General features: G+C 61.4%; 19 protein-coding genes. 11 read left to right on the top strand and 8 right to left on the bottom strand.

Features of this window, described 5'->3' with window-relative positions:
• Window positions 1–3: 3 nt before the first annotated feature.
• Together ACG33_RS12625 and ACG33_RS12630 are read right to left on the bottom strand one after the other, a co-directional pair.
• Window positions 4–312: a hypothetical protein gene (locus ACG33_RS12625; RefSeq protein ID WP_066921698.1), complete on the bottom strand. Its 309-nt coding sequence runs from the start codon at window positions 310–312 to the stop codon at window positions 4–6.
• A 15-nt stretch (window positions 313–327) separates the two neighbouring features.
• The gene (locus tag ACG33_RS12630) at window positions 328–1,206 is read right to left on the bottom strand and encodes a TIGR03619 family F420-dependent LLM class oxidoreductase (protein ID WP_066921700.1); all 879 of its coding nucleotides are present in this window, start codon (window positions 1,204–1,206) and stop codon (window positions 328–330) included.
• 282 nt (window positions 1,207–1,488) lie between these two features.
• On the opposite strand from ACG33_RS12630, the gene ACG33_RS12635 reads away from it, so the two are divergent.
• The 5 genes from ACG33_RS12635 to metK all read left to right on the top strand — a co-directional run bounded on the left by ACG33_RS12635 (window position 1,489) and on the right by metK (window position 6,804).
• On the top strand, window positions 1,489–2,160 hold the full coding sequence (locus tag ACG33_RS12635; protein WP_083536900.1) for a TetR/AcrR family transcriptional regulator: 672 nt from the start codon (window positions 1,489–1,491) through the stop codon (window positions 2,158–2,160).
• Window positions 2,161–2,455: 295 nt separating this feature from the next.
• Complete coding sequence (locus ACG33_RS12640; RefSeq protein ID WP_066921705.1) at window positions 2,456–2,890, top strand: NADH-quinone oxidoreductase subunit NuoE family protein; 435 nt, start codon at window positions 2,456–2,458, stop codon at window positions 2,888–2,890.
• 3 nt (window positions 2,891–2,893) lie between these two features.
• Window positions 2,894–4,867 (top strand): ASKHA domain-containing protein, encoded by a 1,974-nt coding sequence (locus ACG33_RS12645; RefSeq protein ID WP_066921707.1) that lies wholly within the window; start codon window positions 2,894–2,896, stop codon window positions 4,865–4,867.
• An 18-nt stretch (window positions 4,868–4,885) separates the two neighbouring features.
• The gene (locus tag ACG33_RS12650) at window positions 4,886–5,620 is read left to right on the top strand and encodes a hypothetical protein (RefSeq protein WP_157071788.1); all 735 of its coding nucleotides are present in this window, start codon (window positions 4,886–4,888) and stop codon (window positions 5,618–5,620) included.
• Window positions 5,617–6,804 carry a methionine adenosyltransferase gene (gene metK / locus ACG33_RS12655; protein WP_066921711.1) on the top strand — a complete coding sequence of 396 codons (1,188 nt, stop codon included), beginning with the start codon at window positions 5,617–5,619 and terminating at the stop codon, window positions 6,802–6,804. The genes ACG33_RS12650 and metK overlap by 4 nt, the downstream gene beginning before the upstream one ends.
• A gap of 308 nt (window positions 6,805–7,112) precedes the next feature.
• Here the strand turns inward: metK and ACG33_RS12660 are convergent, their stop codons facing one another.
• From ACG33_RS12660 to ACG33_RS12670, 3 genes are all read right to left on the bottom strand, one after another.
• A complete protein-coding gene (locus ACG33_RS12660) occupies window positions 7,113–8,819 on the bottom strand; it encodes an IS1634 family transposase (protein ID WP_066918020.1) in 1,707 nt (568 codons plus the stop codon).
• 128 nt (window positions 8,820–8,947) lie between these two features.
• The gene (locus ACG33_RS12665) at window positions 8,948–9,316 is read right to left on the bottom strand and encodes a RidA family protein (protein ID WP_066921713.1); all 369 of its coding nucleotides are present in this window, start codon (window positions 9,314–9,316) and stop codon (window positions 8,948–8,950) included.
• 44 nt (window positions 9,317–9,360) lie between these two features.
• A complete protein-coding gene (locus tag ACG33_RS12670; protein ID WP_066921715.1) occupies window positions 9,361–10,968 on the bottom strand; it encodes a GMC family oxidoreductase in 1,608 nt (535 codons plus the stop codon).
• Between the two features lie 514 nt (window positions 10,969–11,482).
• Here ACG33_RS12670 and ACG33_RS12675 point away from each other — a divergent pair.
• On the top strand, window positions 11,483–11,968 hold the full coding sequence (locus tag ACG33_RS12675) for a TetR-like C-terminal domain-containing protein (protein WP_157071789.1): 486 nt from the start codon (window positions 11,483–11,485) through the stop codon (window positions 11,966–11,968).
• A 5-nt stretch (window positions 11,969–11,973) separates the two neighbouring features.
• The gene (locus tag ACG33_RS12680) at window positions 11,974–13,953 is read left to right on the top strand and encodes a site-specific DNA-methyltransferase (RefSeq protein ID WP_066921720.1); all 1,980 of its coding nucleotides are present in this window, start codon (window positions 11,974–11,976) and stop codon (window positions 13,951–13,953) included.
• A 169-nt stretch (window positions 13,954–14,122) separates the two neighbouring features.
• Here ACG33_RS12680 and ACG33_RS12685 read toward each other — a convergent pair whose 3' ends face one another.
• Window positions 14,123–16,396: a TonB-dependent receptor family protein gene (locus ACG33_RS12685; RefSeq protein ID WP_210399065.1), complete on the bottom strand. Its 2,274-nt coding sequence runs from the start codon at window positions 16,394–16,396 to the stop codon at window positions 14,123–14,125.
• Between the two features lie 181 nt (window positions 16,397–16,577).
• Between ACG33_RS12685 and ACG33_RS12690 the strand changes: the two genes are divergently transcribed.
• Genes ACG33_RS12690 through ACG33_RS12705 form a run of 4 tightly spaced genes read left to right on the top strand, consistent with a single transcriptional unit; the run spans window position 16,578 to window position 20,393 of the window.
• Window positions 16,578–17,588 carry an ABC transporter substrate-binding protein gene (locus ACG33_RS12690; RefSeq protein WP_066923396.1) on the top strand — a complete coding sequence of 337 codons (1,011 nt, stop codon included), beginning with the start codon at window positions 16,578–16,580 and terminating at the stop codon, window positions 17,586–17,588.
• 20 nt (window positions 17,589–17,608) lie between these two features.
• Window positions 17,609–18,418 carry an ABC transporter permease gene (locus tag ACG33_RS12695; protein WP_066921722.1) on the top strand — a complete coding sequence of 270 codons (810 nt, stop codon included), beginning with the start codon at window positions 17,609–17,611 and terminating at the stop codon, window positions 18,416–18,418.
• The gene (locus ACG33_RS12700; protein WP_066921724.1) at window positions 18,415–19,164 is read left to right on the top strand and encodes an ABC transporter ATP-binding protein; all 750 of its coding nucleotides are present in this window, start codon (window positions 18,415–18,417) and stop codon (window positions 19,162–19,164) included. Before ACG33_RS12695 ends, ACG33_RS12700 begins: the two co-directional genes overlap by 4 nt.
• Window positions 19,161–20,393 carry an NnrS family protein gene (locus ACG33_RS12705; RefSeq protein ID WP_066921726.1) on the top strand — a complete coding sequence of 411 codons (1,233 nt, stop codon included), beginning with the start codon at window positions 19,161–19,163 and terminating at the stop codon, window positions 20,391–20,393. Before ACG33_RS12700 ends, ACG33_RS12705 begins: the two co-directional genes overlap by 4 nt.
• Window positions 20,394–20,512: 119 nt before the next feature.
• Here the strand turns inward: ACG33_RS12705 and ACG33_RS12710 are convergent, their stop codons facing one another.
• Window positions 20,513–21,958 (bottom strand): DHA2 family efflux MFS transporter permease subunit, encoded by a 1,446-nt coding sequence (locus ACG33_RS12710; RefSeq protein WP_157071868.1) that lies wholly within the window; start codon window positions 21,956–21,958, stop codon window positions 20,513–20,515.
• A 77-nt stretch (window positions 21,959–22,035) separates the two neighbouring features.
• Complete coding sequence (locus tag ACG33_RS12715) at window positions 22,036–23,250, bottom strand: HlyD family secretion protein (protein WP_066921730.1); 1,215 nt, start codon at window positions 23,248–23,250, stop codon at window positions 22,036–22,038.
• Between the last annotated feature and the right edge of the window lie 38 nt (window positions 23,251–23,288).

Raw genomic sequence — 23,288 nt, forward strand, 5'->3', positions numbered from 1 at the left:
AAATCACTCCTGCTGAAAGGGTAGGCCGTGGCGGATAGCCATCTCCGCCCGGCCGAGTTCGTATGCCAGATAGGCAAGATGCGAACGGCTCAGATCCCACTTCACCAGCATCTTGCGAATTCCGACCGTATTGCCGGTGAAGGCGACACGCGGGAGATCATCGACCATCACCGTGGCGCGTCCCCTCTTGGCGTGGATATTCGCTTCGATCACAAAACAGAATCCGGAGGCATCTTCGTCCCAGGATTCGTCGGATCCCACTTCTTCGAAAGTGAGATCGGGATAGGCCGCCTTGAGTTCATCGAGATTCATGCTGATGCTCCTTGTTTACACAACAAGTTTTGCCATGACGTTCTCGGCGTAGTTCTCCAGATAGGCGCGCTTTTCAGCCAGACTGGTCTTCGCACCGAGCGCGAATGCGAACGGCAGACTCACGGTGCCCGTCGCCCCCGCGTCTTCCAGACGGCGCAGATCGTCGATCGTGATCTTCTCGCCATAGAGCGGCACGATGGTTTCGAAAGACCGATTCAGCGTGCCAAACTCGGCGCGCAGCCGTCCAAGCTCGGCCAGTGTTTCGAGCGCCGCATCCAGCGTCTGACCGGGGCCGATCCAGCCGTCGCCGAGCTTAGCTGCCCGGCGCAGTGCCGGCTTGCTGATGCCGCCGATCAGAATCGGGACCGGCGCCGCCGGCACCGGATTCATCATGAGGCGCGGAAAATCGAAAAATTCGCCGTGATGCTCGACGTACTCACCCGTGTAGAGCTTGCGTAGTACCTCGATACACTCGTCATAACGACGGCCGCGTGACTCCCAATCGACGCCGAGCACATCGAATTCCTCTTTCATCCAGCCGGCGCCGGCACCCAGTAGCAGCCGCCCACCGCAAAAATAAGCCACGCTCGAGGTCGCCTTGGCGACTTCGAGCGGATGACGCAACGGCAAGATGTAAACATTGGTGCAAAAACGCAGTGTCGGATTCTGTGCCGCAAGCGCTGCAGAGAGGGACCAGGACTCCGGCCAGGCCGTATCTTCGGTGAACGACGGCGGTTTGCCGTCGGCGGAATACAGATAAGTCGAGTTCTGGGATTCCGGATGAACGAGATGATCCGAGATCAGCGCACCCTCGAAGCCCAGCTCTTCGCAGAACCGCGTCACCTCGAAGAGCTGCTCACCCTCACAAAGAAAAAGAGACTGCCAGAAATGCAAGGTTCACCTGCCTTATGCCGCGGCCGGATATTCCGGCGCACTGCCATTGATGTAGCTCGAGCACGGCCTTTATTTCGAAACGGTACGTCTCGGCTCGGAATATACGCAGTTGCGGGAAGCGGCGTCAACAATACTTGCCAATTCCGCGCCATCAGCAGCTGGCGGGCACCCTGATTCGGGGTCGAGCCCTGCGGATTTGCCGCGTGGTCAGCCATCGCTTCGTCGCTGCCCTGGAGAATCTCGATGATCCACAGGCGGCTATTGTGGTAACGTGCGCGCCTCATGACGAGCCGCAGAAGAGCCACTAGCAGCCCACTTTCTCGACAGGTTTCCAGGCAACCCCGTCGTGACATCGGTACCGATAACTCGACACGCGTAGCGGCGCGTGGTCGCCCGCGCAGTGCGCATGCGCACCAGGCGATTCTTGAAGCCACGCTCAAACTACTCGCTGATGTCGGCTACGAAAAACTCACCTTGGGAGAGGTGGCTGCTGTCGCCGGCGTAGGCAAGGCGACAATCTATCGGCGCTGGCCATCGAAGGTGTCCCTGGTCATCGAATCGTTCTTGCAGCTGCCGGCGCTGGTGGCTCCCGATACCGGCAACGTACTCGACGATCTGACCACGCTGCTGCGCAGCTTTGCACACATACTGGAGACCACTCCGCTACCGCGTGTACTGCCGATTCTTGCAGCCGAGTGTCTGTACGATCCCGAACTCTCGAAGCTCTTCGTACCGATGGTCAACGCTCGGCGCCAGCCGTTGCTCGACGTGCTGCGCAGTGCAGTTGCCCGCCACGAACTGCCAGGAGATCTCGACCTCGAAGCAGCTGTCGACCTGATCGTCGGACCGATCATTACGCGGTTGCACTTTAGCGCCCGACCCGTACGCCCTCGTGATATCCGCCCCTTCGTCGAGGCTGCGCTCTACGGTATCCATCGTCTGCGCAGACCCTAGGCAGCACTTCCTCCATCCAGCGTAGTTCGTGATCAAATCTACGAGCAGCATCTTGCTGCGCATGCGCGACGCAGCGCCGGTTCAGGATATCGAATTCTGCTTCTCCCGAACCTGCTCCGGGGATAATTTCAACGACGGCGATTGACGCCGCCGCCATAGCCCCGGTATAGTTTTCGAGACTCATAGACTCGTAAATACCTGGATTCCTGAATACCGAGGAGTACGAGCGGTGCATGGCGACGCTTCGGCAGTCCGAGACCGAACCAGAGATGCTGAGCGTGAAGCTGTTCGAGCTGTGCTGGCCGAATTCGGCGACACGATCGAGTTGCGGCTTCTGACAACGACACTACAACAAACCCTGGGTTACGTCCCACCGCCGGCGGTGCCGCTGCTGGCGGAGAAAACCGGCCTGGAACGCGCCCAGGTGTTCGAGTTCATAGAATCCGATGCACAGCTGTCATTCAAACCGCCGGGGCGCCATCGCGTGGCAATCTGTCTGGGTAAGAATTGCAGCCAACGGGGAGCGGCAACACTGGCCGAAGAGGCGATGCGTACACTCGGCATCGATTCCTTCCGGGTCACTGCGGATTTTGCCGTACGCCTCGAATCCTTCTACTGCTTCGGCCGGTGCAAGGACGGTCCCAATGTCCTCATCGACGAGGAGATCCACGGAACCATGACCTCTGCAAAACTCACCGAGCTGCTCCGCGGCGTATTGGCGACCGGTTGAGCCATGACAAAATCCGGTACCACGGAAAGTTTCGAGGTCTGTTTCCTGCCGGCAGGACTGCATGCCGTCGTGCCTGGGGGTACGCCGCTCAGGGATGCGGCCCGCCTGCTCGGTGTCGAGATCGAATCCCTCTGCGGCGGCCGCGCCTCCTGCGGCAAATGCCTGGTACGGGTACTGGAGAGCGAGGCCGGCGAGGACGGTCTGCATTCGCAGGCGGCGCACGTCTCGGAGCTTAGCGATGCGGAACGACGTGCCCGCGCTGCCGGAAGGCTCGGCGATCAGGAACGCTTCTCCTGTCAGGCGTGCGTGGAAGGTGAGCTCGTGATCTATGTTCCCGAGGCGAGCCGCGTGGGACGACCGATCGTGCGTAAGCGCGCCGGCGAGCGTGAATGTGCGCTCGCCCCTGCCATCCGCAAGTATTTCGTCGAGATCGAGCTGGCAACAGTCGGCGAATCGCGCGGCGATTGGGATCGCCTGCAGGAAGAACTGTGTGTTCGATTCGGACTCGATAGGAATCTAGCGGTCGATCCGCTTGCACTGCGCACGCTCGCCGAAGCGCTGCGTGGCGGACGCGGCCGACTCACGGTGACGGTATGGCAGGGGCGGGAAGCGATTCGCTTCGAGCCCGGCTTCAGCGAGCGCGTGCTCGGCCTGGCGGTGGATCTTGGCACGACGACGCTTGGCGCCCTGCTCTGTGATCTGCAAAGCGGTCAAGTCGTCGCACAGGCCTCGGCTCACAACCCGCAAATCCGCTGGGGCGAGGACATCATGAACCGCATCGCGAGCGCTAAACCACCCGGACAGCTCGCAGCCATGCAGCAGGCGGTTGCCGAGGCGATCGGTGAGCTCGCACGCGATGCGACACTGGCCATCGATGCAAAGCCAGATGATGTGGTCGAAGTCGTGGTCGTCGCCAATACAGTCATGCATCACATCCTGCTCGGTCTCGATGTGCACTCCCTCGGGGTGGTACCTTTCTCGCCGACGCTGAGCCGCTCACTGGATGTGAAGGCGCGTGACCTCGGCATTCCGATACTGCCCTCTGCGAACGTGCATCTGCTGCCGATCGAGGCGGGCTTCGTGGGTGCGGATAACGTCGCCGCCATGCTCGCCGCCGCTCCGCATGTTTCCGAGGAGCTGACGCTGCTGATCGACATCGGTACGAACGGCGAGTTGGTGCTCGGCAATCGCGACCGGCTGCTCTCGGCCTCCTGTCCCACGGGACCTGCGCTCGAAGGCGCGAATATCCGCTTCGGCATGCGTGCTGCCCGCGGCGCGATCGAAAAGATCCGAGTCGATCCGGCGACACACGAGGTGCGCTTTCGCACCATCGGCGTGCCACGCTGGAGCGATCGGCAGCCGCCCGAGGAGATCGGCGCGCGCGGCCTGTGCGGATCGGCTGTGCTGGAGGCTGTCGCCGAACTGGTCCGCGCCGGCCTCATCGACAGCACCGGGCGTCTGTATTCCGAGCTGCCCTGTCGGCGCCTGCGCCAAGGCACCGACGGCATGTGGGAATTCGTGATCGCCTGGGCCGAGCAGACTGTCATCGGTGAGGATATCACGCTCACCCAGGCGGACGTGCGCGCCATCCAGCTTGCCAAGGCGGCCCTCTACGCCGGCAGCCGCCTGCTGCTCGAGCGCTTCGGCGCCGAACAGCCTGACCGTGTAGTGTTGGCGGGCGCTTTCGGCAGTGTGATCGATCTCGAACGGGCGCTGGCCATCGGTCTGTTCCCCGACTGCGGCCTCGATAATGTGACCGCTGTCGGCAATGCCGCCGGCGATGGCGCGCGCATGGCGCTCCTGAACGTTACATCGCGTCAGGAAGCGGAACTCCTGGCACGGCGGGTCGAATACCTCGAACTTTCGACGGCACGTGGTTTCAACGACGCCTTCGTCGCGGCCACGCAGCTGCCGCATGCGGAAGATCGCTTCCCCTCGACCGAGACACGCTGGTCGCCGAAGGCGGCCGCGGGTTGACTGCGCAGCGGCTGTCCCATGGATAATCTCTTGCAGGGCATGAGCGCTTCGGCCGAGTTCGACGAAGTAAGCCGCCTCATCGGCTATCCTTCACCCGAACGGATGAGTGAGCCCGTGCGGGAGATGTGTCTGCAGCAGCTCGTCCGCCTGCCGTCGCTATGCGAACCTTGGGGCACGTGGCGCGACTTCGAACTGCGCTCGGCACACCAAGATGGCATCGAACTCGCAGGGGGGCTGCAACTCATCAGCCGGCGGCTTGCAAAGCTGATGCGCAAGGCTCGGACCATGCGGCTATTCGTGGCCACACTCGGCGAGGCTGTATCGCGGGAGATTCAACATCTCGTGCATGACGCCTGCATGCTCGAGGCGATGGTGCTCGATGCCGCCGCCACCGCGGCCGTGCATGCGCTCACGGAGAATCTCATCCGGCGCACCTGCGACGAGGTTCAGCAGCGCGGTCTCGGCACCACCACCCGCTATGCTCCAGGCTATACGGGCTGGAATATCGGCGACATTGGCGTGCTGTTCGCGACGCTGGAGTGCGAACACATGCCGGTGCAACTGAATGCCCAGCTCATGATGCGCCCGGAGAAGTCCCTGCTGTCGATCGTCGGCCTCACCGACGACGGCCACATCGCGGCACCACTCGAACAATGCCGTGGCTGCGATCTCATTCATTGCAGCGCCCGTAAAGCCCCCTACCTGCCGCGCCCCCGGCGCGGCTTATCACCCCTGCGGAATACCTGTCCATGAGCAGCTATCTCTTTACCTCCGAATCCGTCTCCGAAGGTCATCCTGACAAGGTGTCCGATCAGATTTCGGATGCCATTCTCGATGCGATTCTCGCCCAGGACCGCCACGCGCGCGTCGCGGCGGAAACCCTCTGCAACACCGGATTGGTGGTGCTTGCCGGGGAAATCACCTCCAACGTGATCGTCGACTATCAAACGATCGCTCGCGAGACGATTCGGGACATCGGCTACGACAATACCGACTATGGCATCGACTATCGCGGCTGCGCGGTGCTGGTAGCCTATGACCGCCAGTCCAGCGACATTGCCCAAGGCGTCGATGAAGGCCGCGGACTGGATCTGGAGCAGGGCGCAGGCGATCAGGGCCTGATGTTCGGCTATGCCTGCTCGGAAAGTCCGGCGCTGATGCCCCTGCCGATCCATCTGGCCCATCGCCTGGTCGAGCGCCAGGCCGAACTGCGTAAAAGCGGCCGACTGCCCTGGCTGCGTCCGGATGCAAAATCCCAGGTCACGGTACGCTACCTAGACGGCCGCCCGAGCAGTATCGATACCGTGGTGCTGTCCACTCAGCACGCACCGGAGATCTCGCATGCCGAGCTTTCGGAAGCGGTGATCGAGGAAATCATCAAGCCCGTACTGCCGAAGAAGTTGCTCGGCAGCGGTGAGGCGCGCTATTTGGTGAATCCCACGGGGCGTTTCGTGGTGGGCGGTCCGCAGGGCGACTGCGGGCTCACCGGCCGAAAAATCATCGTGGATACCTATGGCGGGGCCGCACCCCACGGCGGCGGCGCCTTCTCCGGGAAAGATCCTTCCAAGGTCGATCGCTCGGCCGCCTATGCGGCGCGCTATGTGGCCAAGAACATCGTGGCGGCGGGGTTGGCCGAGCGCTGCCAGGTACAGATCTCCTACGCCATCGGGGTGGCACGCCCGACCAGCGTGATGGTGACCACCTTCGGCACCGGAGCGGTGCCGGATGAGCGCCTGGAAGCACTCGTCGCGGCGCACTTCGATCTGCGCCCGAAGGGTATCGTGCAGATGCTCGACCTGCTGCGCCCGATCTACCGCAAGACGGCCGCCTACGGGCACTTCGGGCGTACCGAATCCGAGTTCACCTGGGAGAAAACGGATCGCGCCGCAGCCCTGGCCGCCGCCGCCGGAATCGAGCGTCGTGACTCGGTACCATAGAGCGCGCCGAGCGCACCCGACAGCGCACCGCTGAACACCAGCGCCCCGAGTTGGATCGAGATTTCCGCGAACGTCAGACCGAAGCTGCGCCTGACGAACGCCGGCATCGGGAATATGGCTATACGCTCACGCCTTGATATCTATGTCTTGGCCGCGGTCACGACGAATTCGACTAGCCTGAAGTTCTTGTGAAGAAAGAGTAAATTTATTCGCAGGCTCAGATACTTAACCTGAAGTTCTTGTGAAGAAAGAGTAAATTTATTCGCAGGCTCAGATACTTAACCTGAGCCTGGGGTGCTCGCGCCTGGCTACACGGTGATCTTCTGCAACAACTCCAGTGCGCGCTGTTGTTTCGAGTTCGCGGTGGTCACCGCGGCGAACGTGGATGTCGACTCGCCGGGCAGCGCGGCGCGGCAGGTATTTCGCACGATCGTGGACAACTCCGCCAGGAGCGTTGAGAAGCTGTGGGCGGGCGTTGCGTCGGGAAGCCGACCCGTCAGGGCTTTGCGTTTCGCGGCCTCAGAGCGCTTCGCCGGCGCCACCGGATCGCGCGTGGCTTTGGCGGCCTGGTCTTCGTCCGCAAACAGCAGCTCGCGCCAGGCTTCGCGCATGTGCCATTCGATGTAGTAGGCCAGTACGCACAGCAGGATATGTGCGCGTACTCGCTCGGCGAGCCGATGATGGATCGGCCGGATGCGCAGATCCACGCTCTTCAGCGTTCGGAACGCGCGCTCTACTTGAGCCAACGATTTGTATTGGCGCACGCATTCGGCCGCGTCCATGATCTGGGCCGGGACGCTGGTGCGGATGACATAGAGCCCATCGAGGCGGGCTTCGGTTTCGATACCGTCGGTCTTGCGCTCGAAGCCGAAGAGATCCTCGCGGATATCGAGTGCGAAGTGCTTGGCCATCTTGTATTGATTGACTATGCGGCCAACCCGCACACCGATGTTATCTTGGCCTCGCAAGCGCCCCTTGGCCACGGACGCGCGGATCTTCTCGAGCTGCTTTTCGGTGGCGCACAACAGCTCTTCGCGCTTGTGTGCGCGCAGTTGCGCGAGCGCCGGGTTACGGCAGGCAACCAGGCGTTCACCGGGATAATCGGGGTGCTCAAGCTCGAACAGATTGCGCTCGTCGAACAGATCCAACTGCACATGTCCCTGGTTCACCAGCGTGCGGATGGAGGTGCTCTTGAGCGCGGTGATCCAGCGTACGCCTTGTTCATTCGTCAACGTATGGATGGCTTTCTGGGAGATCATGCCGCGATCACCCACCATCACCAGCTGCTCGACCCCAAACTCCTGCTTCAGCCGCGCGATTTCCGGCATCAGCGTTTGCGGGTCTGAGGTGTTGCCCTCGTAGACCGATACAGCGACCGGACAGCCCCGGCGGTCGGTGAGCAAGCCGTAGTTGACCTGCAGCATCCCCCGCTTACCGTCGCGGCTGTAGCCGAGTTTCGCCAGCGGGCAGGTGGTTCCCTCGAAATAGCTCGACGACAGGTCGTAGAGCACTACGCTGTCGGGACCCAGATGCCGCTGGGCCAGCTTTTTCTGGATCGCGCCCTGGCGCTCGAGCAGCCAGTCCATGGCGGCGTAGAGTTCCGTCTCGCTCGCATCCGCCACGCCGAAGTCCTGCGCGAGGGTGGTGGTGTGCCACCAGCGGGTGGTGGCGAGCTTGGTGCGCGGGCAGAGCACCCGGGCGGCCAGCATGGCCAGCACCAGATCGCGTTCGCGTGAGGGCTTCGTGCCCAGCAGTGAACTCAGGCGCAGCTTGGTCATGGCCAGGCGCACCGCCTCGACGTGGCCGTGTGCCTGCGATCCCACGACGTTGAACAGCGTCTGGAGTGGGTACAGGGGCTCACCCTTGAGAATCGCGCGCAAGGCATGGATCTGCTCATCGGTGAGGCTGGACAAGTTCGCGATCGTGCGCTTCCTGACCGTGTTTCCCTCGCGGAACGTCTCGCGCAGCAGGTAGGCGGGGCGGGACTTACGGTTGGGTACAACATCGATATGCATGCGCGTATTCTACGCTAAATTGGCCCCGTTGCAACTATTTACATGGGTACATATTTTGCGCAGAAAGACCACACAAGACTCGCAAGCCACTGATCCGCAACGGCTAACTAATTACCCAACGGGGGAATTCAGAAAGAACTTCGGACTAGCAATTCCGGCGCTGCCAGCCCTTTCACCTCGATATAACTCGACGTCGGGTGGCCTTCGCTGAAAGCCTCGAAAAGCACATGGCCATGCTCGAGCAATGCAGGCATATCCGTCGTGTAGGTGGTCGTCGCGACAACATTGGTCAGCGTCATCCCCTCGCTGGCAAGCAGTGCGACGAGTTGTCTACGGATGTCTCCGAGTTGCGCAGCCATGTCGCCGCCCTGAAAGGAAGCGAGTCCTGACGCGAAATACAGATTCCCGACGCCGACCAAGGAAGCCATGTGGCTATCGTTCAGCAGTTTTGTCGGAAAACCGCCGATTTCAGGGGTGCTTCGCTTGATCATCGACATCCAACCTCCGATAAGGTGGTCCGGTTGATTACAGATTCCCAGGTTTACTCGCCATTGCGAATGTATTCGGCGGCCTTCTCGGCGATCATGACCACCGTCGCATTCAAGTCGCTCGTACAGACTCGCGGCATGACGGAGGCATCCACCACGCGTAACCCTTCCACGCCGTGCACCTTCAAACGATCGCTCACGACCGCCAACGGGTCCCGTCCCATCTTGCAGGTTCCGACACCTTCGTAGTTGCTCGTGGTCCGTTTTCTGATGTAAGCATCGATCTCGGCCTCAGTGGTGCAATTCGGCCCGGGATCGATCTCGCGCCCCCGATAACGATCGTATGCCTTCTGTTCGAAGACTCTCCGGGCGATATGCAGTGCGCGCCGCCCTACCTCTAGATCGCGCTCATCCGCCAGGTAGTTGGTATCGATGCGTAGTCTGTCCATCGGGTCGGACGATCGGAGCTTCACGCTACCGCGGCTCTCCGGGCGCGTCATGACGATCAACACCTGTGCACCATGCTCCGGAATCGGCTTCACCGAATTCTCGGACAGCATTATTGGCAGGAAGTACAACTTCATATCGAGCTTTCCGGCATGACAAGGAGCACCGGATGAAAGATAGGCGATCGCTTCTATACCGTTCTTCGCGCCCGGTCCGGTTCGAGTAAGAAAGTACTGCATCGCGATCTTCAGTGTGGAGAATGGACTCGCGATATTCTTGTAATCGGATACCGGCTCCGGACAAGTGAGCTGAACCAGAAAGTTGAAATGATCGTGCAGGTTTTGCCCGACACCCGGAAGATCCCTGAAAGGTGTTACTCCAACCGAACGCAGATGCCCCCCATCGCCGATGCCGGACAGCATTAATAGTTGTGGTGACTGAAATGTCCCTGCACAAAGGATGACTTCCGCGCTTGCATTGGCCTGTCTCTCCCGCCCCTTATGCAGGTATCGCACTCCAACCGCGCGGTTCCCTTCGAAAAGGAGTCTTGTGACATGAGCGCCGGTCACGACCTGAAGATTCGGTCGCTTCATCGCCGGACGCAGATAAGCATCCGCGACGCTGAAACGACGCCCGTCCACGATCGTCTGCTCGGAAATTCCAAACCCTTCGGGATGAGCGCCGTTGAGATCTTCGCTATATGGATAGCCTGCTTGTCGACCTGCCTCGATCCAGGCGCGGGCCATCGGACTGTCCAGCGTCGCATGCGTGACCCGTAGCGGCCCGGTACCGCCATGGTATGCACTTTCTCCATGCTCGTTCCCTTCCGAACGTTTGAAGAACGGAAGAACGTCCTCATAGGACCAGCCGCGGTTACCCAACGCTGCCCATTCATCGAATATATCGTGGGCACCGCGCGCATAGCACATACCGTTGATGCTGCTGCTGCCGCCCAGGCCCTTGCCGCGGGCCTCTACGAAGGCCCGATTGTTGAGATATTTCTGTGGTTCGATTTCGTAATGCCAGCTGTTCATGCCATATTGCAACATGACCATGAAGGCGGCCGGCATCTTCACCAGCGGATTCTTGCTGTCGGATCCCGCTTCCAGCACCAGGACACGGCATGCGGAATTCTCGGACAACCGCCCTGCCATGACGCTGCCCGCCGACCCCGCTCCGACGATGATGTAATCGAAATCTGCATTACGGCGCATATTGCGGTGTCCTTGGAAGGTTCATCATCCTCATCTCGTTAACGAGACGCATAATATCTATTACCAAAGTTTACGCCGATTGCCGCTCGACACACCGCGGTCGCCTGCGCTGAGACGGACGCGACTGATCTGGCGGCCTGGTCATGGGCGCTCCCGTCGCACGATCCGTAATCTCAGTTGATTTCATGTATAGATCCCGCTTGATTGCAGGCCGTAGACTCTCGATCGATCTAATGATCGTCACACTTGCTGGAAATTCATTATCGGGCGACAATTGCTTATTTATAGTATTACAAATGATCTAATGGGACTTTACGTTCCGATAAGATATGTTCAGCATGCTCGTTTGTCAAACACAGAACATTTCAGGTAAGTGCCTTTGGTCGAACGCTGATTGGAGGTTCGACGCTTGAGCGCGATCAAACGACGCCCTGGGGGTCGAACCGAACGCATCCGTCAAGCCGTTGCCACCGCGGTCCTGGAACTCATCGGCAGGGGGCGGCTGGACTTCGACATGCAGGAAGTCGTGACGCTCTCCGGCATCGGACGCTCCACGCTGTTCAGAAGATGGCCCGATCGAGACGCACTGATCGTAGAGGCGCTGAGTGAGCATGTATCCCAGTTGCAGATCGTCACGTCCCGGGATTGGGAAAGGGATCTCGCCACCAACATGCATGGACTTTGCCGATTCGTTGCGCGTCCGATCGAGCTGGCACTCAATAAGCTCCTCGTCACCACCCACAATGCGGCTTTGAAAAAGGCGATTATCGACGCCTGGTTACCTATACTCAGAGTGTTCGAGCAGCCCCTCCGGCACGCGCTCCGTTCAGGTGAACTGATCGACGGCACCGACACCCGGCAGGTCGTTCGGTTCATATTTGCCGAGATGGCATTCAGATCCATGATCGACCCGGCATCCATGGATGAAAAGTATGTCGACGGACTGCTGCGTCTCATTCTCCAAGGGATAAAGCAGGAACGGCACTCGTCGGCTCGCTAGCCCTCATGAATAAATCGAAAATGCATTCACCCGATCGCACACACGGCAACATCGCCCGTATTCGCGCCTTGTTTCCGGGATGCGTGATGGAAGTTCGCGGCCTCGACGGCACCTTGCAACTGGCTGTGGACTTCGATCGGTTACGCCAGGAATTGACCGGCTCGATCGTCGAAGGCCCGCAGGAGCGCTATCACCTGGACTGGCCGGGCAAGCGTGAAGCCCTGCTCGCCGCCAATGCGCCGATTGCGAAAACACTGCGGCCCTGCCGCAACGACAGCGTGGACTTCGATACTACGCAGAACCTGTTCATCGAGGGAGACAATCTCGATGCACTGAAGCTGCTTCAGGAAACCTATCTCGGCAAGGTCAAGATGATTTACATCGACCCGCCCTACAATACCGGCAAGGATTTCGTTTATAGCGACGATTTCACCGATGGAGTGACCGACTTTCTTGTTCGCTCCAATCAGGTGGATCTCCAGGGAAATCGTCTAGTCAGCAGCCTGGAAACCAATGGACGATTTCATTCCAATTGGCTATCCATGATGTATTCCCGGCTCAAGGTGTCGCAAAACCTGCTGCGAGAGGATGGGGTCATCGTCATCCATATCGATGAGCACGAGTACCCCAATCTGGAAAAAATTCTCACGGAAATCTATGGTGAAACAAACAACCTTGGAACGATTGTTTGGGACAAGCGAAATCCCAAAGGCGATGCAACCGGCGTTGCGCAACAGCACGAATTGATTTGCATCTACAGCAAGAATCGAGAGTTCTTTAAACGAACATCCGAGCTCAAGCGGCCGAAGGAAAATGCGGCAAGAATGCTTGCGAAGGCCAAACAGATCATCGGCAAGGAACGCAGCGTCACGGCGAGCGCCAGAAAGGAATACAAGAACTGGGTAAATCGGCAGGATCTCACCGGAGGAGAAAAGGCATACAACCAGATCGACGAGAACGGAGATGTCTTCCGTCCGGTTTCGATGGCTTGGCCGAACAAGAAGAACGCTCCAGGGGATTATTTCATACCGCTCATCCATCCGCTGACCGGAAAGGCCTGCCCGGTTCCCGAACGCGGCTGGCGAAATCCGCCGGCAACGATGCAGGAACTGTTGCGGTCCGAACAGATCATTTTTGGTCCCGATGAAACTACGCAACCCACCCGGAAATATCGACTGAAGGACAATTTATTCGAAAATGTTCCTTCTCTCCTTTACTACGCCGGCAGTGACGATGCCCTGCTCTCGGAACTGAATATTCCTTTTGATACTCCGAAGCCGCTCCAAGTAGCCAAGAGACTTATCCAATCCCTATGTCATCGGGAAGACATCATGCTGGATTTTTTTGCCGGTTCATGCACAGCCGCACATGCGGTGATGCAATTGAATGCCGAAGATGGTGGGCATCGCCGATTCATAATGGTTCAACTGCCCGAACCATGCTCTGAAAAATCAGCCGCATACAAACTGGAATATGCGACGGTTTCCGCCATCGGCAAGGATCGCATACGAAAGGCTGCTGGCAGAATTCGAAAAGAGCACACTGAAACCTTGGCCACGCGAGAAAAACCATTGGATCTCGGTTGCCGGGTTCTCAAAGTCGACAGCTCCAATATGGCGGATGTGTATTACACCCCGAATGCGCCGGACAAGGACTCGCTCGAACTGTTCGTGGACAACATCAAACCGGATCGCACGCCTGAAGATCTTTTGTTTCAAGTGATGCTGGACTGGGGCGTCGAATTGACGCTACCGATTTCAACTCGGATACTCGAGGGCAAGAAGATATGGTTTGTCGACGGCAACGCCCTGATCGCCTGCTTCGAGATACAGGGCATCGATGAAGCCTTCGTCGAGGAAATAGCGCGCCATCAACCGCTGCGCGTAATATTCCGCGATGTCGGATCCAAGAATGACGCTGTGAAGTTCGGTATCGAACAAACCTTCAAGAAGCTATCCCCCGCCACGGAAATAAGATGCATCTAAAATCCCGGTGACATCAGGACTGTCCAGGCCGAAGCTGTCCGCCTTATCAACGAGCAGAAGGCGGCGATCATCATCGATCCCTTGACCCACGATGGCGACTACATGCCCGCCGACTCCGTTCGGCGAGCGCAAGTTCGTGAAAAATTTCCTGCCGCTTCAGGCCGCGGTTTCAAAGCCGCAGCTTCAGGCCGACGAAGGCGCCGCGGCCATCGCCCGGTATGAACGCCGCCTGATCGGGACGCGCCAGATCCACCACCAGGGTAGAGGCGGCATACTTGCGATCGAACAGGTTGGTGACCTCGGCGAACAACGTCAGGTTGTCATTGAACCGGTACCGGGTACGCAGATCGGTAACAGCCCACGAATCGGACCAGACCGTATTCATATTATCGACAGGCGTGCGTTCGGGAATCCAGCGCACCACGCCCTGCAGCGACCAGCTACCGGTGAGCTCATGATCGAGCGCAGCGGTGATGATCTGGCGCGGCGCGCCGGCAAGATCATTGTCGCCACGCAGCGGATCATTGTCGAAATGAAAATCCTGCCACGTCCAGACGAGCCTGGCACGGGTACGCTTGCCCAGGCTCTTGCGGGCACCGAGTTCGATGCCCGAGTGGATGGTCTTGTCGGCATTGATTGCGCCGAGCGAGCTACCGCTTTCATCGCGCAGACTGAGCAATTCGTTGCGTACCTCGGAGCGATACACCACCGCATCCACACCGAAGCTCTCATGGTCGGCACGCCAGCCGAGTTCGGCGGTGGTCGCCTTTTGCGCCTTGAGCGCCGGGATGCGAAACACATCGGCGACCAGTCCCGGGTTCGGCGGCTGCGGGCGGCCGGCGCTGGAGTAGGGCGTGCCATTGACCGTTGCCAGCAGATCATCGTGCGTGGGCGGCTCGAAGCTGCGGCTCAGGGCGGCAAAAAAAGTGTTGTGTGGATCGGGCTGGAAAGTCAGGGCCAGACTGGGACTCCAGCCGTCATAGCTGCGTGCATAGCGGGTACTGACCGCGGGCACCGCGCCGTTGGGCAGCTGCATTGCGGGGTTGGCCGGGTTATAGGCGATCGTCGGCCGGGTGGCGGCAGTGTAGCGATCGTCGTTGCGCCGCTTGGCGCTGGAGTAATCCAACCCCGGCGCCAGACTCCAGTGCTCGCCGAGCGGAATGTTGAATCCGGCATGTACCGTCAAAGTCTCGGCGCTCAGGCGGCTCTCCCCGAATAGCGCACCGCGCTCGCCGGCGGCATTGAGGTAGTTTTCCCGGTCGGCCGAACCATCGATGTATTGCGTGGTGAACTCGAACAATGGCAATGCCCGTTCCGCATCGCCGCGCCAGGCGTAGCGCAGCACGCCTGTGGCATCCCCGCCGCGCGTGACACGCTCGCCGGAGGCCATCGGGAATCGGAACACATCATCGGTATGGGTGTAGCCCAGAACCACGTCCCAGAGGTGGGCGCCGAATTCGATGCTGGTACGCGAACCGATCAGCCAGCTCTCGGAGCGCCGCCCTGGGCGATCATGGAGCACATCGGGACCGGGATTGATTGCACCCTCAGGGGTGACCGTCGGACCGTCGTGGACACGGCTTGGATCAGCCTTCAATTGTGCCTTGGTGATCGGACCGCTGACATCGAAATCGAGATCGGTGTAGCCGACGAAAAGACGGGTCTTGACTCGTTCGGAAAGCTGCCAGGCGACGTTACCCTCGAAGCTGTCGCGGCGGGATTGGTTGTAATCACGAAAGCCGTCGCGTTGATCGTGTCCGGCCTGCAACATGCCGTCCATGGACTCACCGGCAAAACCCGCGCGCGCTACCGCGCTGCGTTGATCGAACGAACCCGCACTGATTTCAGCCCCGAAGCCGGGCTGCTCGGCACCGTTGGGAGACACGAGATTCATCGCCCCGCCCAGCACCGTCGCGCCCAGCCGGTTGGCCATGTAGCCGCGATAAATCTCGATCGAACTGGCCAGCCCGGGATTGGCCAGGCCGACGATGTAGGACCCGTCGGCGCGGTTCAATGGCAGGCCATCCTGCAGAACCAGAATGCCCCGTTCCACCGGGTTTTGCTGCAGGCCGGAGCCGCGGATCTGGATACGAGGTTGATCGTTACCACCGAAAAAATTCTGCACCACGACGCCCGGCACCGTTTCCAGCGTCCGCGCGATGGTCAAGTTGGCGCTATCGGGCAGTTCTTCGCGGCTGACTCGCGCCGCGCCGCCCGGCAAGGCATCGAAACGCCGCTCGAGCGGCTCCCTGACGTCGGCCTCGACCACCACGGGCTTGAGCATCGTCGTCCCCGGCGTTGCCGATTGCGCCAGTACTTTGCCGCCGCTGCAGCTCAGTATCAAAAAAGTGGCCGCGCAGCCGAGAAATGCGCATGACCGATCCGGAGTCGGCACACGCGGCGTCACGGCGCATACCAGCTTGGCTTGTGGCAACATCATCATGGTTTCTCCGAATTGCGGCAGGTCGGCTACTGCGGGGTAGCCAGCGGAAATCACCCGTGAAATGGCCCCATGCAACAGTCGCCGGTCACGAGCGGCATGGAGTATAATAATTCTCGTTTGCAACTGTAAGTACCCATCGTCCATGCCGTCGCTGGATCGCCTCTTTACCTGGAAACCACCGATGCCCGCCGCCCACCTCCCCACTCCGTCATCCCGCCGCAAGTTCCTGTTCGGCTTGGGAACCCTGCTCAGCCTGCCGGCACTGTCCCGTATTTCCACACCGGCGCATGCGGCCGGACCCGGCGAACTGGTGCTGTACGGTCCGCCTGCCGGACCGTCCATCATTCTTGCCCAGGCGGTGCAGTCCCAAACCTTCGAGGGGAGCGGCAAGCTGGGTTTCAAAGTGTGGCGCAGTCCCGATGAAATGCGTGCCGGCCTGACTTCGGGCACGATGGCCGCGGTCGTGCTACCGACCCAGGTGGCCGCCAATCTCTATAACCGCGGCATGAAGATCCGGCTGCTCAATATCCTGACCCAAGGTCTGCTTTATATCGTTTCCACCGATGCCGGCATCGATAGCTTTCCGGCTCTGAAGGGTCGCAAGCTCGCAGTGCCCTTCCGCAACGACATGCCGGATCTGGTGCTCGCATATCTACTCAAACATCACGGCATGAACCCTGCCAGCGACCTGACCATACAGATCACCGGCTCGCCGGTGGAAGCCATGCAGATGCTGCTGATGGGGCGGGTGGATGCCGCCCTCGTCGCCGAGCCCGCGGCGACCGGCGCCACAATCCGGGGCCGGCTGATGGGTAGAAAAATCCGCCGCGTAATCGATATTCAGGCCGCCTGGGCCGAGGCGACGGGACGGGCACCCGTCCTGCCGCAGGCAGGACTGGCGCTGACGGATCCGCTGCGCACCGCACGCCCGGAACTTGCCGAAGCACTGCAGACGGCGCTGGAAGCCGCTGTAGCCAAGGTCAATGCCGATCCGCAAGCTGCCGCCGAGTTGGCGGCTCCCTTCCTGGATTTTCCAGCGGCAATACTGGCGGCCTCCATCCCGACATCGAAACTCGTGGTGACCCGTGCCCGCGCCGCACGCAACGACATCGAAGCCATGTTGACCACGCTGGCCGATGCCGATCCGGCAATCATCGGCGGGCATCTGCCCGACGACGGATTTTATCTCTGAGCGCCGGACCAGTTCACCGCATGCAATCGCTGCTGGGTCGCCTGGGCCGTTGCGGGCTGTTCCTCTGGTCGGGTTGGGCCGGCTTGACAGCCCTGTGTCTACTGGCCGCACTATGGCAACTCGGTCACGAAGCCTACGGCGATTTCATTCTTCCCTCGCCCGCCGTCACGCTTGCCACCGTCGCCGATCTATTGTCCCGCCCCGACACCTGGGAATTGACCCGGCTGACGGTTGGGCGCGCCCTCAAGGGCTTTGTGTTCGCTGCACTTGCCGGCGGCATCACCGGCCTCGTCGCCGGCTATTCGCCGGCCGCCTTGCGCCTCGCGCGTCCGCTCATCACGGTATTGTTGGGCGTACCGCCGATCGCCTGGATCGTACTTGCCATGATCTGGTTCGGCGCGAGCGACGGCACGGTTGCCTTCACCATTCTGGTTGCCGCCTCGCCGCTGGTGTTCGTGAGCGTAGCCGAAGGCATCATGTCGCGCGATCGCGGGCTCGACGCCATGGCGCGTGCCTTCGGTGCCGGCGCATTCAAGCGCCTGACCAGCCTGTCATTGCGCCATGTCGCCGCCCACTTGTTCCCCGCGCTGGTGCTGACGCTGGGCACCGCATTCAAGGTAGCGGTGATGGCGGAATTGCTGGCCAATGTCGGCGGCATCGGCGGCGAACTGGCGCGCAGCCGCGCCAATCTCGATGTCGCCGGCGCGCTGGCGTGGATTTTGATTTCGGTGGCGGCACTGATCGCGGTGGAATATGGCATCGTGCATCCGGTGCGTGCCGAATTCGAACGCTGGCGCGCCGTCACCGAACCCTGGGGCGTCAAGCGATGAGCGCGCTGGCGCTGGAGCGGATCGGCCACTCCTACATCGGCCGCAGCGTGCTCGATCATGTCGATCTCAGCATCGACGCAGGCGAGGTGGCGGCCCTGGTCGGCCCCTCGGGCTGCGGCAAATCGACCCTGGTGCATATCGCCGCAGGCATCTTCGAGCCTTCGCGCGGCAACGTCCGGCGCCACTACCGGCGCCACGCCATGGTATTCCAGGAACCCAGGCTGCTGCCCTGGGCCACGGCACGCGACAACATCGCCTACCCGCTGCGTCTTGCCGGTACGGGGCGGCGCGAGCGGCGCGCGCGCGCCGAGGCCGCGGCGGCCAGAGTGGCCTTCGATGCCGGCGATCTCGGCAAATATCCGAGCGAGCTGTCCGGCGGCATGCGCCAGCGCGTGGCGATCGCCCGCGCCCTGGTGGTGACACCGGATTTCGTCTACTTCGATGAACCTTTCACGGCACTCGATGTGGCACTCAAGCGGCGCATGCAGGATCTGGTGATCGCAGCGGCGGGCGCGGCGCATTTCGCCGCGCTGTTCGTTACCCATGACCTGATGGAGGCAGCCCGTATCGCGAACCGTATTCTGGTGCTCGATATGCACGGCGCGGGCATCATCGGTGAACGCCGTCTGCCTGGTATGCCGGGTGCGCGCAGCGAGCGCGAGGTCTTCGATACCGTACAGCACTTTCTGCATCAGGATCCGCTGTTTCGCCACATCCATGATGTGGATGAGCGGCAGACCCCATGAGCACGGCGCCGGTCACTCCAACGATTCCGCTGGCACGCGTCTTGACCGACGAAGGCCTGCGTCTGTTCTTTCCGCTCGGCGCGATTTATGCCGCGTTATGGCCGCTGCAATGGGTGCTTATCTTCGGCCTGGATCTGCCGTTCGTGCGGCATACGCCACCGGCGCTTTGGCATGCCCACGAAATGATCTATGGCGCCTTCGGCGCGGCTTTGCTCGGCTTCATCTCCACGGCGGTTCCGGAATGGACCGATACGCGCCGCCCGTCCGCACGATTCCTGTTCTGGCTGGCGGGACTCTGGCTCGGCGGGCGGCTGGTCGGCTTTCTCGGCGCCGATCCGCTGGGCTGGCTGGGCGCGCTATGTGATCTCGCCTGGCTCTCGGTACTGGCCGGCTATGTCGCCTGGGTGTCGTGGCACAAGCGCAGCACCAAATTGCTTGGATTCTGCGGCTGGATCAGCGCGCTGGCCATCGCCGAAGCGTTGATCCGCTACGCCTTCGCCGCCGCCGATCTGGCCTCCGCGCAGCGCCTGCTGCATGTGGCCGGCTTCGTTTTCATGGGGCTTCTGGGCCTTGCGCTCGCCCGTATCACGGTCTCGGTCAACAATCTCATTCTTGATCCCGGCAAGACGACCTCACCGTATCGTCCGCACCCCGGCCGTATCAATCTCGCCTCCGGCCTGATGGCTTTGGTAGCGATCGGCGAACTGGCCGGCCTGTCCGCCACTGCCAGCGCATATCTGCTCATTGCCGCGGGAGCGGCTTTCATGGATCGGGCCGGCGAGTCCTTCATCGGGCGCGAAGCCGTTCGCGCCGAGATCCTGGTGCTGACTGGCGCCAGCCTGTTCGCCGGCGGCGGCCTGATCCTGCTCGGCCTGTCCAGCCTTGGAGTTCCGCTTGCATCCTCACTCGGTCTGCATATGGCACTGATGGGCGGCCTCGGTCTCGGCGTGATGGCGGTGTACTCGATCGCCGGGCTCCTGCACACCGGACAAAAACTCGTCTTTGCCCGCGGCACCAAGCTGGCCGCCTTGCTGCTGGTCCTGGCGGTCGTGGCGCGCGTGTTGCCTCTGCTCGGCTGGAATCCTCCCCTGCCCGGCAATCCTTATGGCCTCGCCGCGCTACTCTGGGCCGCTGCCTTCCTCGTCTGGCTGAAAATCTATTGGCCGCTATTATCCGGTGCCTGGACGCTGCCAGCCAGGCAAATACCGGCGGACGCCGATGCCGGCTGAGGACATGGAAACCACCGAGCCCTTGGCAGGATGAAAACAACCAGTGCCTTATCTGTTTATGAGATCAGTGTCATTCCGGCACTTTTTACCGCACCTACATCAAACGTCATCGTCCTAGGTCATGCCGAGCCGGCCCGGGAGCGGCGCGTGAGCCATACCAGCGCGGTCATGACCAGCACGATCCAGCCCGAGAGCCAAAACAACTCGTTCGCAGCCAGCTGGTAGGCCTGACGCACCATCTCCCGTGTGATCATGCCGGCCGCCTGCTCGGCACTGACACCGAAGTGCTGCAGAGACTCCACTACCGCATGATAGTCAGGCGTAAGTACCGTGAGGTGATCCGTTAGCCGGGTCTGATGCATCGCTTCGCGCCGATCCCACATGGTGGTAATCAGCGAGGCCGCAAAGCTGCCGCTGATGATGCGTGCGAAGTTGCTGATGCCGGTCGCCATCGGGATCTGTGCTGCTGGAATACCTTCGAGCTGAATCGTCAACAAGGAGACGAAAAAGCAGCTCATGGCGATGCCTTGCACCAGCAGCGGCAGGGTGTAGGTCCAAAGATCGTCGCCGGTGGTGAAGTCTGCGCGCATGAAAAAAGAGAGTGCAAATGCCATGAAGGCGATCGTCGCCATGATACGCGCGTCGATCCGATTACCAGCGCGCGCCACCAGCGGTGTCAGCAGGAATGCAACCACGCCGGCCGGCGCGGCCACCAGGCCAGCCCAAGTCGCCGTGTAGTCGAGCTGGGTCTGCATCCACAGCGGCATCAGCAACAGATTGGCAAAGAACACCGCATAGCCGGAACAAAAGGCGACCGTGCCGAAAAAGAAATTGCGATTAAGGAACAGGCGCAGATCCACCGCCGGGTGCTCATCCGTGAGTTCCCAGATCAGCCAGGCGATGAACAACACACCGGCGAGGATCGCCAGGACCGTGATGAAGGGCGAGTGGAACCAGTCCGCGTCCTTACCCTTGTCGAGTACCACCTGTAGCGCACCCACCCAGACGACCAGCAGCGCCACACCAATAGTATCGATCGGCAGCTTGCGCGTCGGTGTCTCGCGTGTACGCAGACCGCGCCAGCAGGCCAGCGCACAAAAGATACCGACCGGCACGTTGACGAAAAAGATCCAGCTCCAATGATAGTTGTCACAGATGTAGCCACCGAAGATCGGCCCGGCGACAGGGCCGATCAGCGTGGTCATCGACCAGATCCCGAGCGCGGTCGAACGTCGATGCGCCGGGAAGATGGCGATCAGCAAGGTCTGACTGCCGGGAATCATCGGACCGGACACCGCGCCCTGGAGGATACGGAAAACGATCAGTGAAGGCAGACTCCAGGCCAAGCCGCAGAGCAGCGAGGCGAACGTGAACAGGCTGACGGAGGCGACGAAGACACGCACCACGCCGAAGCGCCCCATCAGCCAGCCGGTCAAAGGCACGGCGACGCCGTTGGCCACGGCGAAGGACGTCACCATCCAGGTGCCCTGGCTGGCGCTGACACCGAGGTTGCCCGCGATGGTCGGCAGCGAGACATTGGCGATGGTCGAATCCAGCACCTGCATGAAGGTGCCGAGCGCCAGCGCGAATGCCGTCAACGTCAGTGCGCCGCCCTGGAGGGGCGCTTGTGCGCCGGATCCGTTCACCGCTTCTCGCTGGCATTGGCGCTGATGATGCGCTCGATCTCCGCCTCGACGTCGGGACTCAGGCTCGGCTGCGTCGGATAGGGGCTGCGCGCCTCGCGACCGAGCGGTGAGCCGGAGCGGCTGGAAGTGTCCACCTCCACGAGAGCCGACAGTCCGATACGCAGCGGGTGCTCGATGAGCTCACGGGGATCGAGGCCGATGCGCACCGGTACGCGCTGGACGATCTTGATCCAGTTGCCGGTGGCATTCTGCGGCGGCAACAGCGCGAAGGCATTGCCGCTACCGGCGCCGAGACCGATCACTTCGCCGTGGAAGACCACGCCGCCGCCATAGGTATCGGTGGTGATCCGCACCGGCTGGCCGAGGCGCAGGTCGGCGAGCTGGGTTTCACGGAAGTTCGCATCGATCCACAACCGATCCAACGGCACCACCACCATCAGCGGCGTGCCGGCGCCAATCTGCTGGCCGATCTGCACGCTGCGCTTGGCGATCGTGCCGGCAACCGGCGCGACGACGTGCATATGGCTACGCCGGATCGCCGCGCGCCGATAACCGGCGATCGCCGCCAGCACCGCCGGGTTGCGCCGCAGGTCCGTCCCGTGCACCTGGGCCTCGGCCTGTGCCAACCGGCTCGCCGCGCGCTCCAGTCCGGCATCGGCAGTCTTCACGGTCTCGAGCGCATGTGCGAACTCCTCGCCGGACACCGCACCTTGCGCGGCGGCCTGCTCGCGGCGCGCAAGGTCGGCCCGGGCACGCATCAACACCGTATGCGCTTCGCTGCGCTCGGCCCTGGCTGCATCGACCTGCGAGAAGTCGGCGCGCACCGCGCGCACCGCCTGGCCGAGTGCGGCCGCGGCGGCTTCCAGCTCGGCGTCCGCAATCGCAGGATCGAGGTCGACGAGAGGTTGGCCGGCCTGGACACGTTCGGTGTCATCAGCATGAAGGGCAAGCACCGTGCCCGCATCACGCGCGGTAATCGCTACCAGATCGCCGTTGACGTAAGCGTCGTCCGTCGTTTCGCTGGCACCTGCGAACAATAACCACCCGGCGCCGTAGGCCAGCAACCCCACGCCGACGGCGGTTGCAAGCAGCAGCAGACCCCGGCGGCGCGCACGCGGATTACCCCGCAGCACCGATGCTGCGGCCGGTGCCGGCACCGCCCCGGCAGGCCTGCCGGCAGCTTCCGGCGTGTCGTCGTTCCTATTGGTCATGAATTTCTAGGATTTCTAGGATTCCTGGGTTCCTGGGG

This window comes from Steroidobacter denitrificans (assembly GCF_001579945.1).
Classification (GTDB): domain Bacteria; phylum Pseudomonadota; class Gammaproteobacteria; order Steroidobacterales; family Steroidobacteraceae; genus Steroidobacter; species Steroidobacter denitrificans.

Coding starts and splice junctions, on each gene's coding strand:
- ACG33_RS12650 (WP_157071788.1), top strand. CDS start 4,886: ATGGATAATCTCTTGCAGGGCATGAGCGCTTCGGCCGAGTTCGACGAA.
- ACG33_RS12635 (WP_083536900.1), top strand. CDS start 1,489: ATGACGAGCCGCAGAAGAGCCACTAGCAGCCCACTTTCTCGACAGGTT.
- ACG33_RS12695 (WP_066921722.1), top strand. CDS start 17,609: ATGCAATCGCTGCTGGGTCGCCTGGGCCGTTGCGGGCTGTTCCTCTGG.
- ACG33_RS12680 (WP_066921720.1), top strand. CDS start 11,974: ATGAATAAATCGAAAATGCATTCACCCGATCGCACACACGGCAACATC.
- ACG33_RS12675 (WP_157071789.1), top strand. CDS start 11,483: ATGCAGGAAGTCGTGACGCTCTCCGGCATCGGACGCTCCACGCTGTTC.
- ACG33_RS12690 (WP_066923396.1), top strand. CDS start 16,578: ATGCCCGCCGCCCACCTCCCCACTCCGTCATCCCGCCGCAAGTTCCTG.
- ACG33_RS12685 (WP_210399065.1), bottom strand. CDS start 16,396: ATGATGATGTTGCCACAAGCCAAGCTGGTATGCGCCGTGACGCCGCGT.
- ACG33_RS12705 (WP_066921726.1), top strand. CDS start 19,161: ATGAGCACGGCGCCGGTCACTCCAACGATTCCGCTGGCACGCGTCTTG.
- ACG33_RS12660 (WP_066918020.1), bottom strand. CDS start 8,819: ATGCATATCGATGTTGTACCCAACCGTAAGTCCCGCCCCGCCTACCTG.
- ACG33_RS12625 (WP_066921698.1), bottom strand. CDS start 312: ATGAATCTCGATGAACTCAAGGCGGCCTATCCCGATCTCACTTTCGAA.
- ACG33_RS12645 (WP_066921707.1), top strand. CDS start 2,894: ATGACAAAATCCGGTACCACGGAAAGTTTCGAGGTCTGTTTCCTGCCG.
- ACG33_RS12715 (WP_066921730.1), bottom strand. CDS start 23,250: ATGACCAATAGGAACGACGACACGCCGGAAGCTGCCGGCAGGCCTGCC.
- ACG33_RS12670 (WP_066921715.1), bottom strand. CDS start 10,968: ATGCGCCGTAATGCAGATTTCGATTACATCATCGTCGGAGCGGGGTCG.
- ACG33_RS12665 (WP_066921713.1), bottom strand. CDS start 9,316: ATGTCGATGATCAAGCGAAGCACCCCTGAAATCGGCGGTTTTCCGACA.
- ACG33_RS12710 (WP_157071868.1), bottom strand. CDS start 21,958: ATGCAGGTGCTGGATTCGACCATCGCCAATGTCTCGCTGCCGACCATC.
- ACG33_RS12700 (WP_066921724.1), top strand. CDS start 18,415: ATGAGCGCGCTGGCGCTGGAGCGGATCGGCCACTCCTACATCGGCCGC.
- metK (WP_066921711.1), top strand. CDS start 5,617: ATGAGCAGCTATCTCTTTACCTCCGAATCCGTCTCCGAAGGTCATCCT.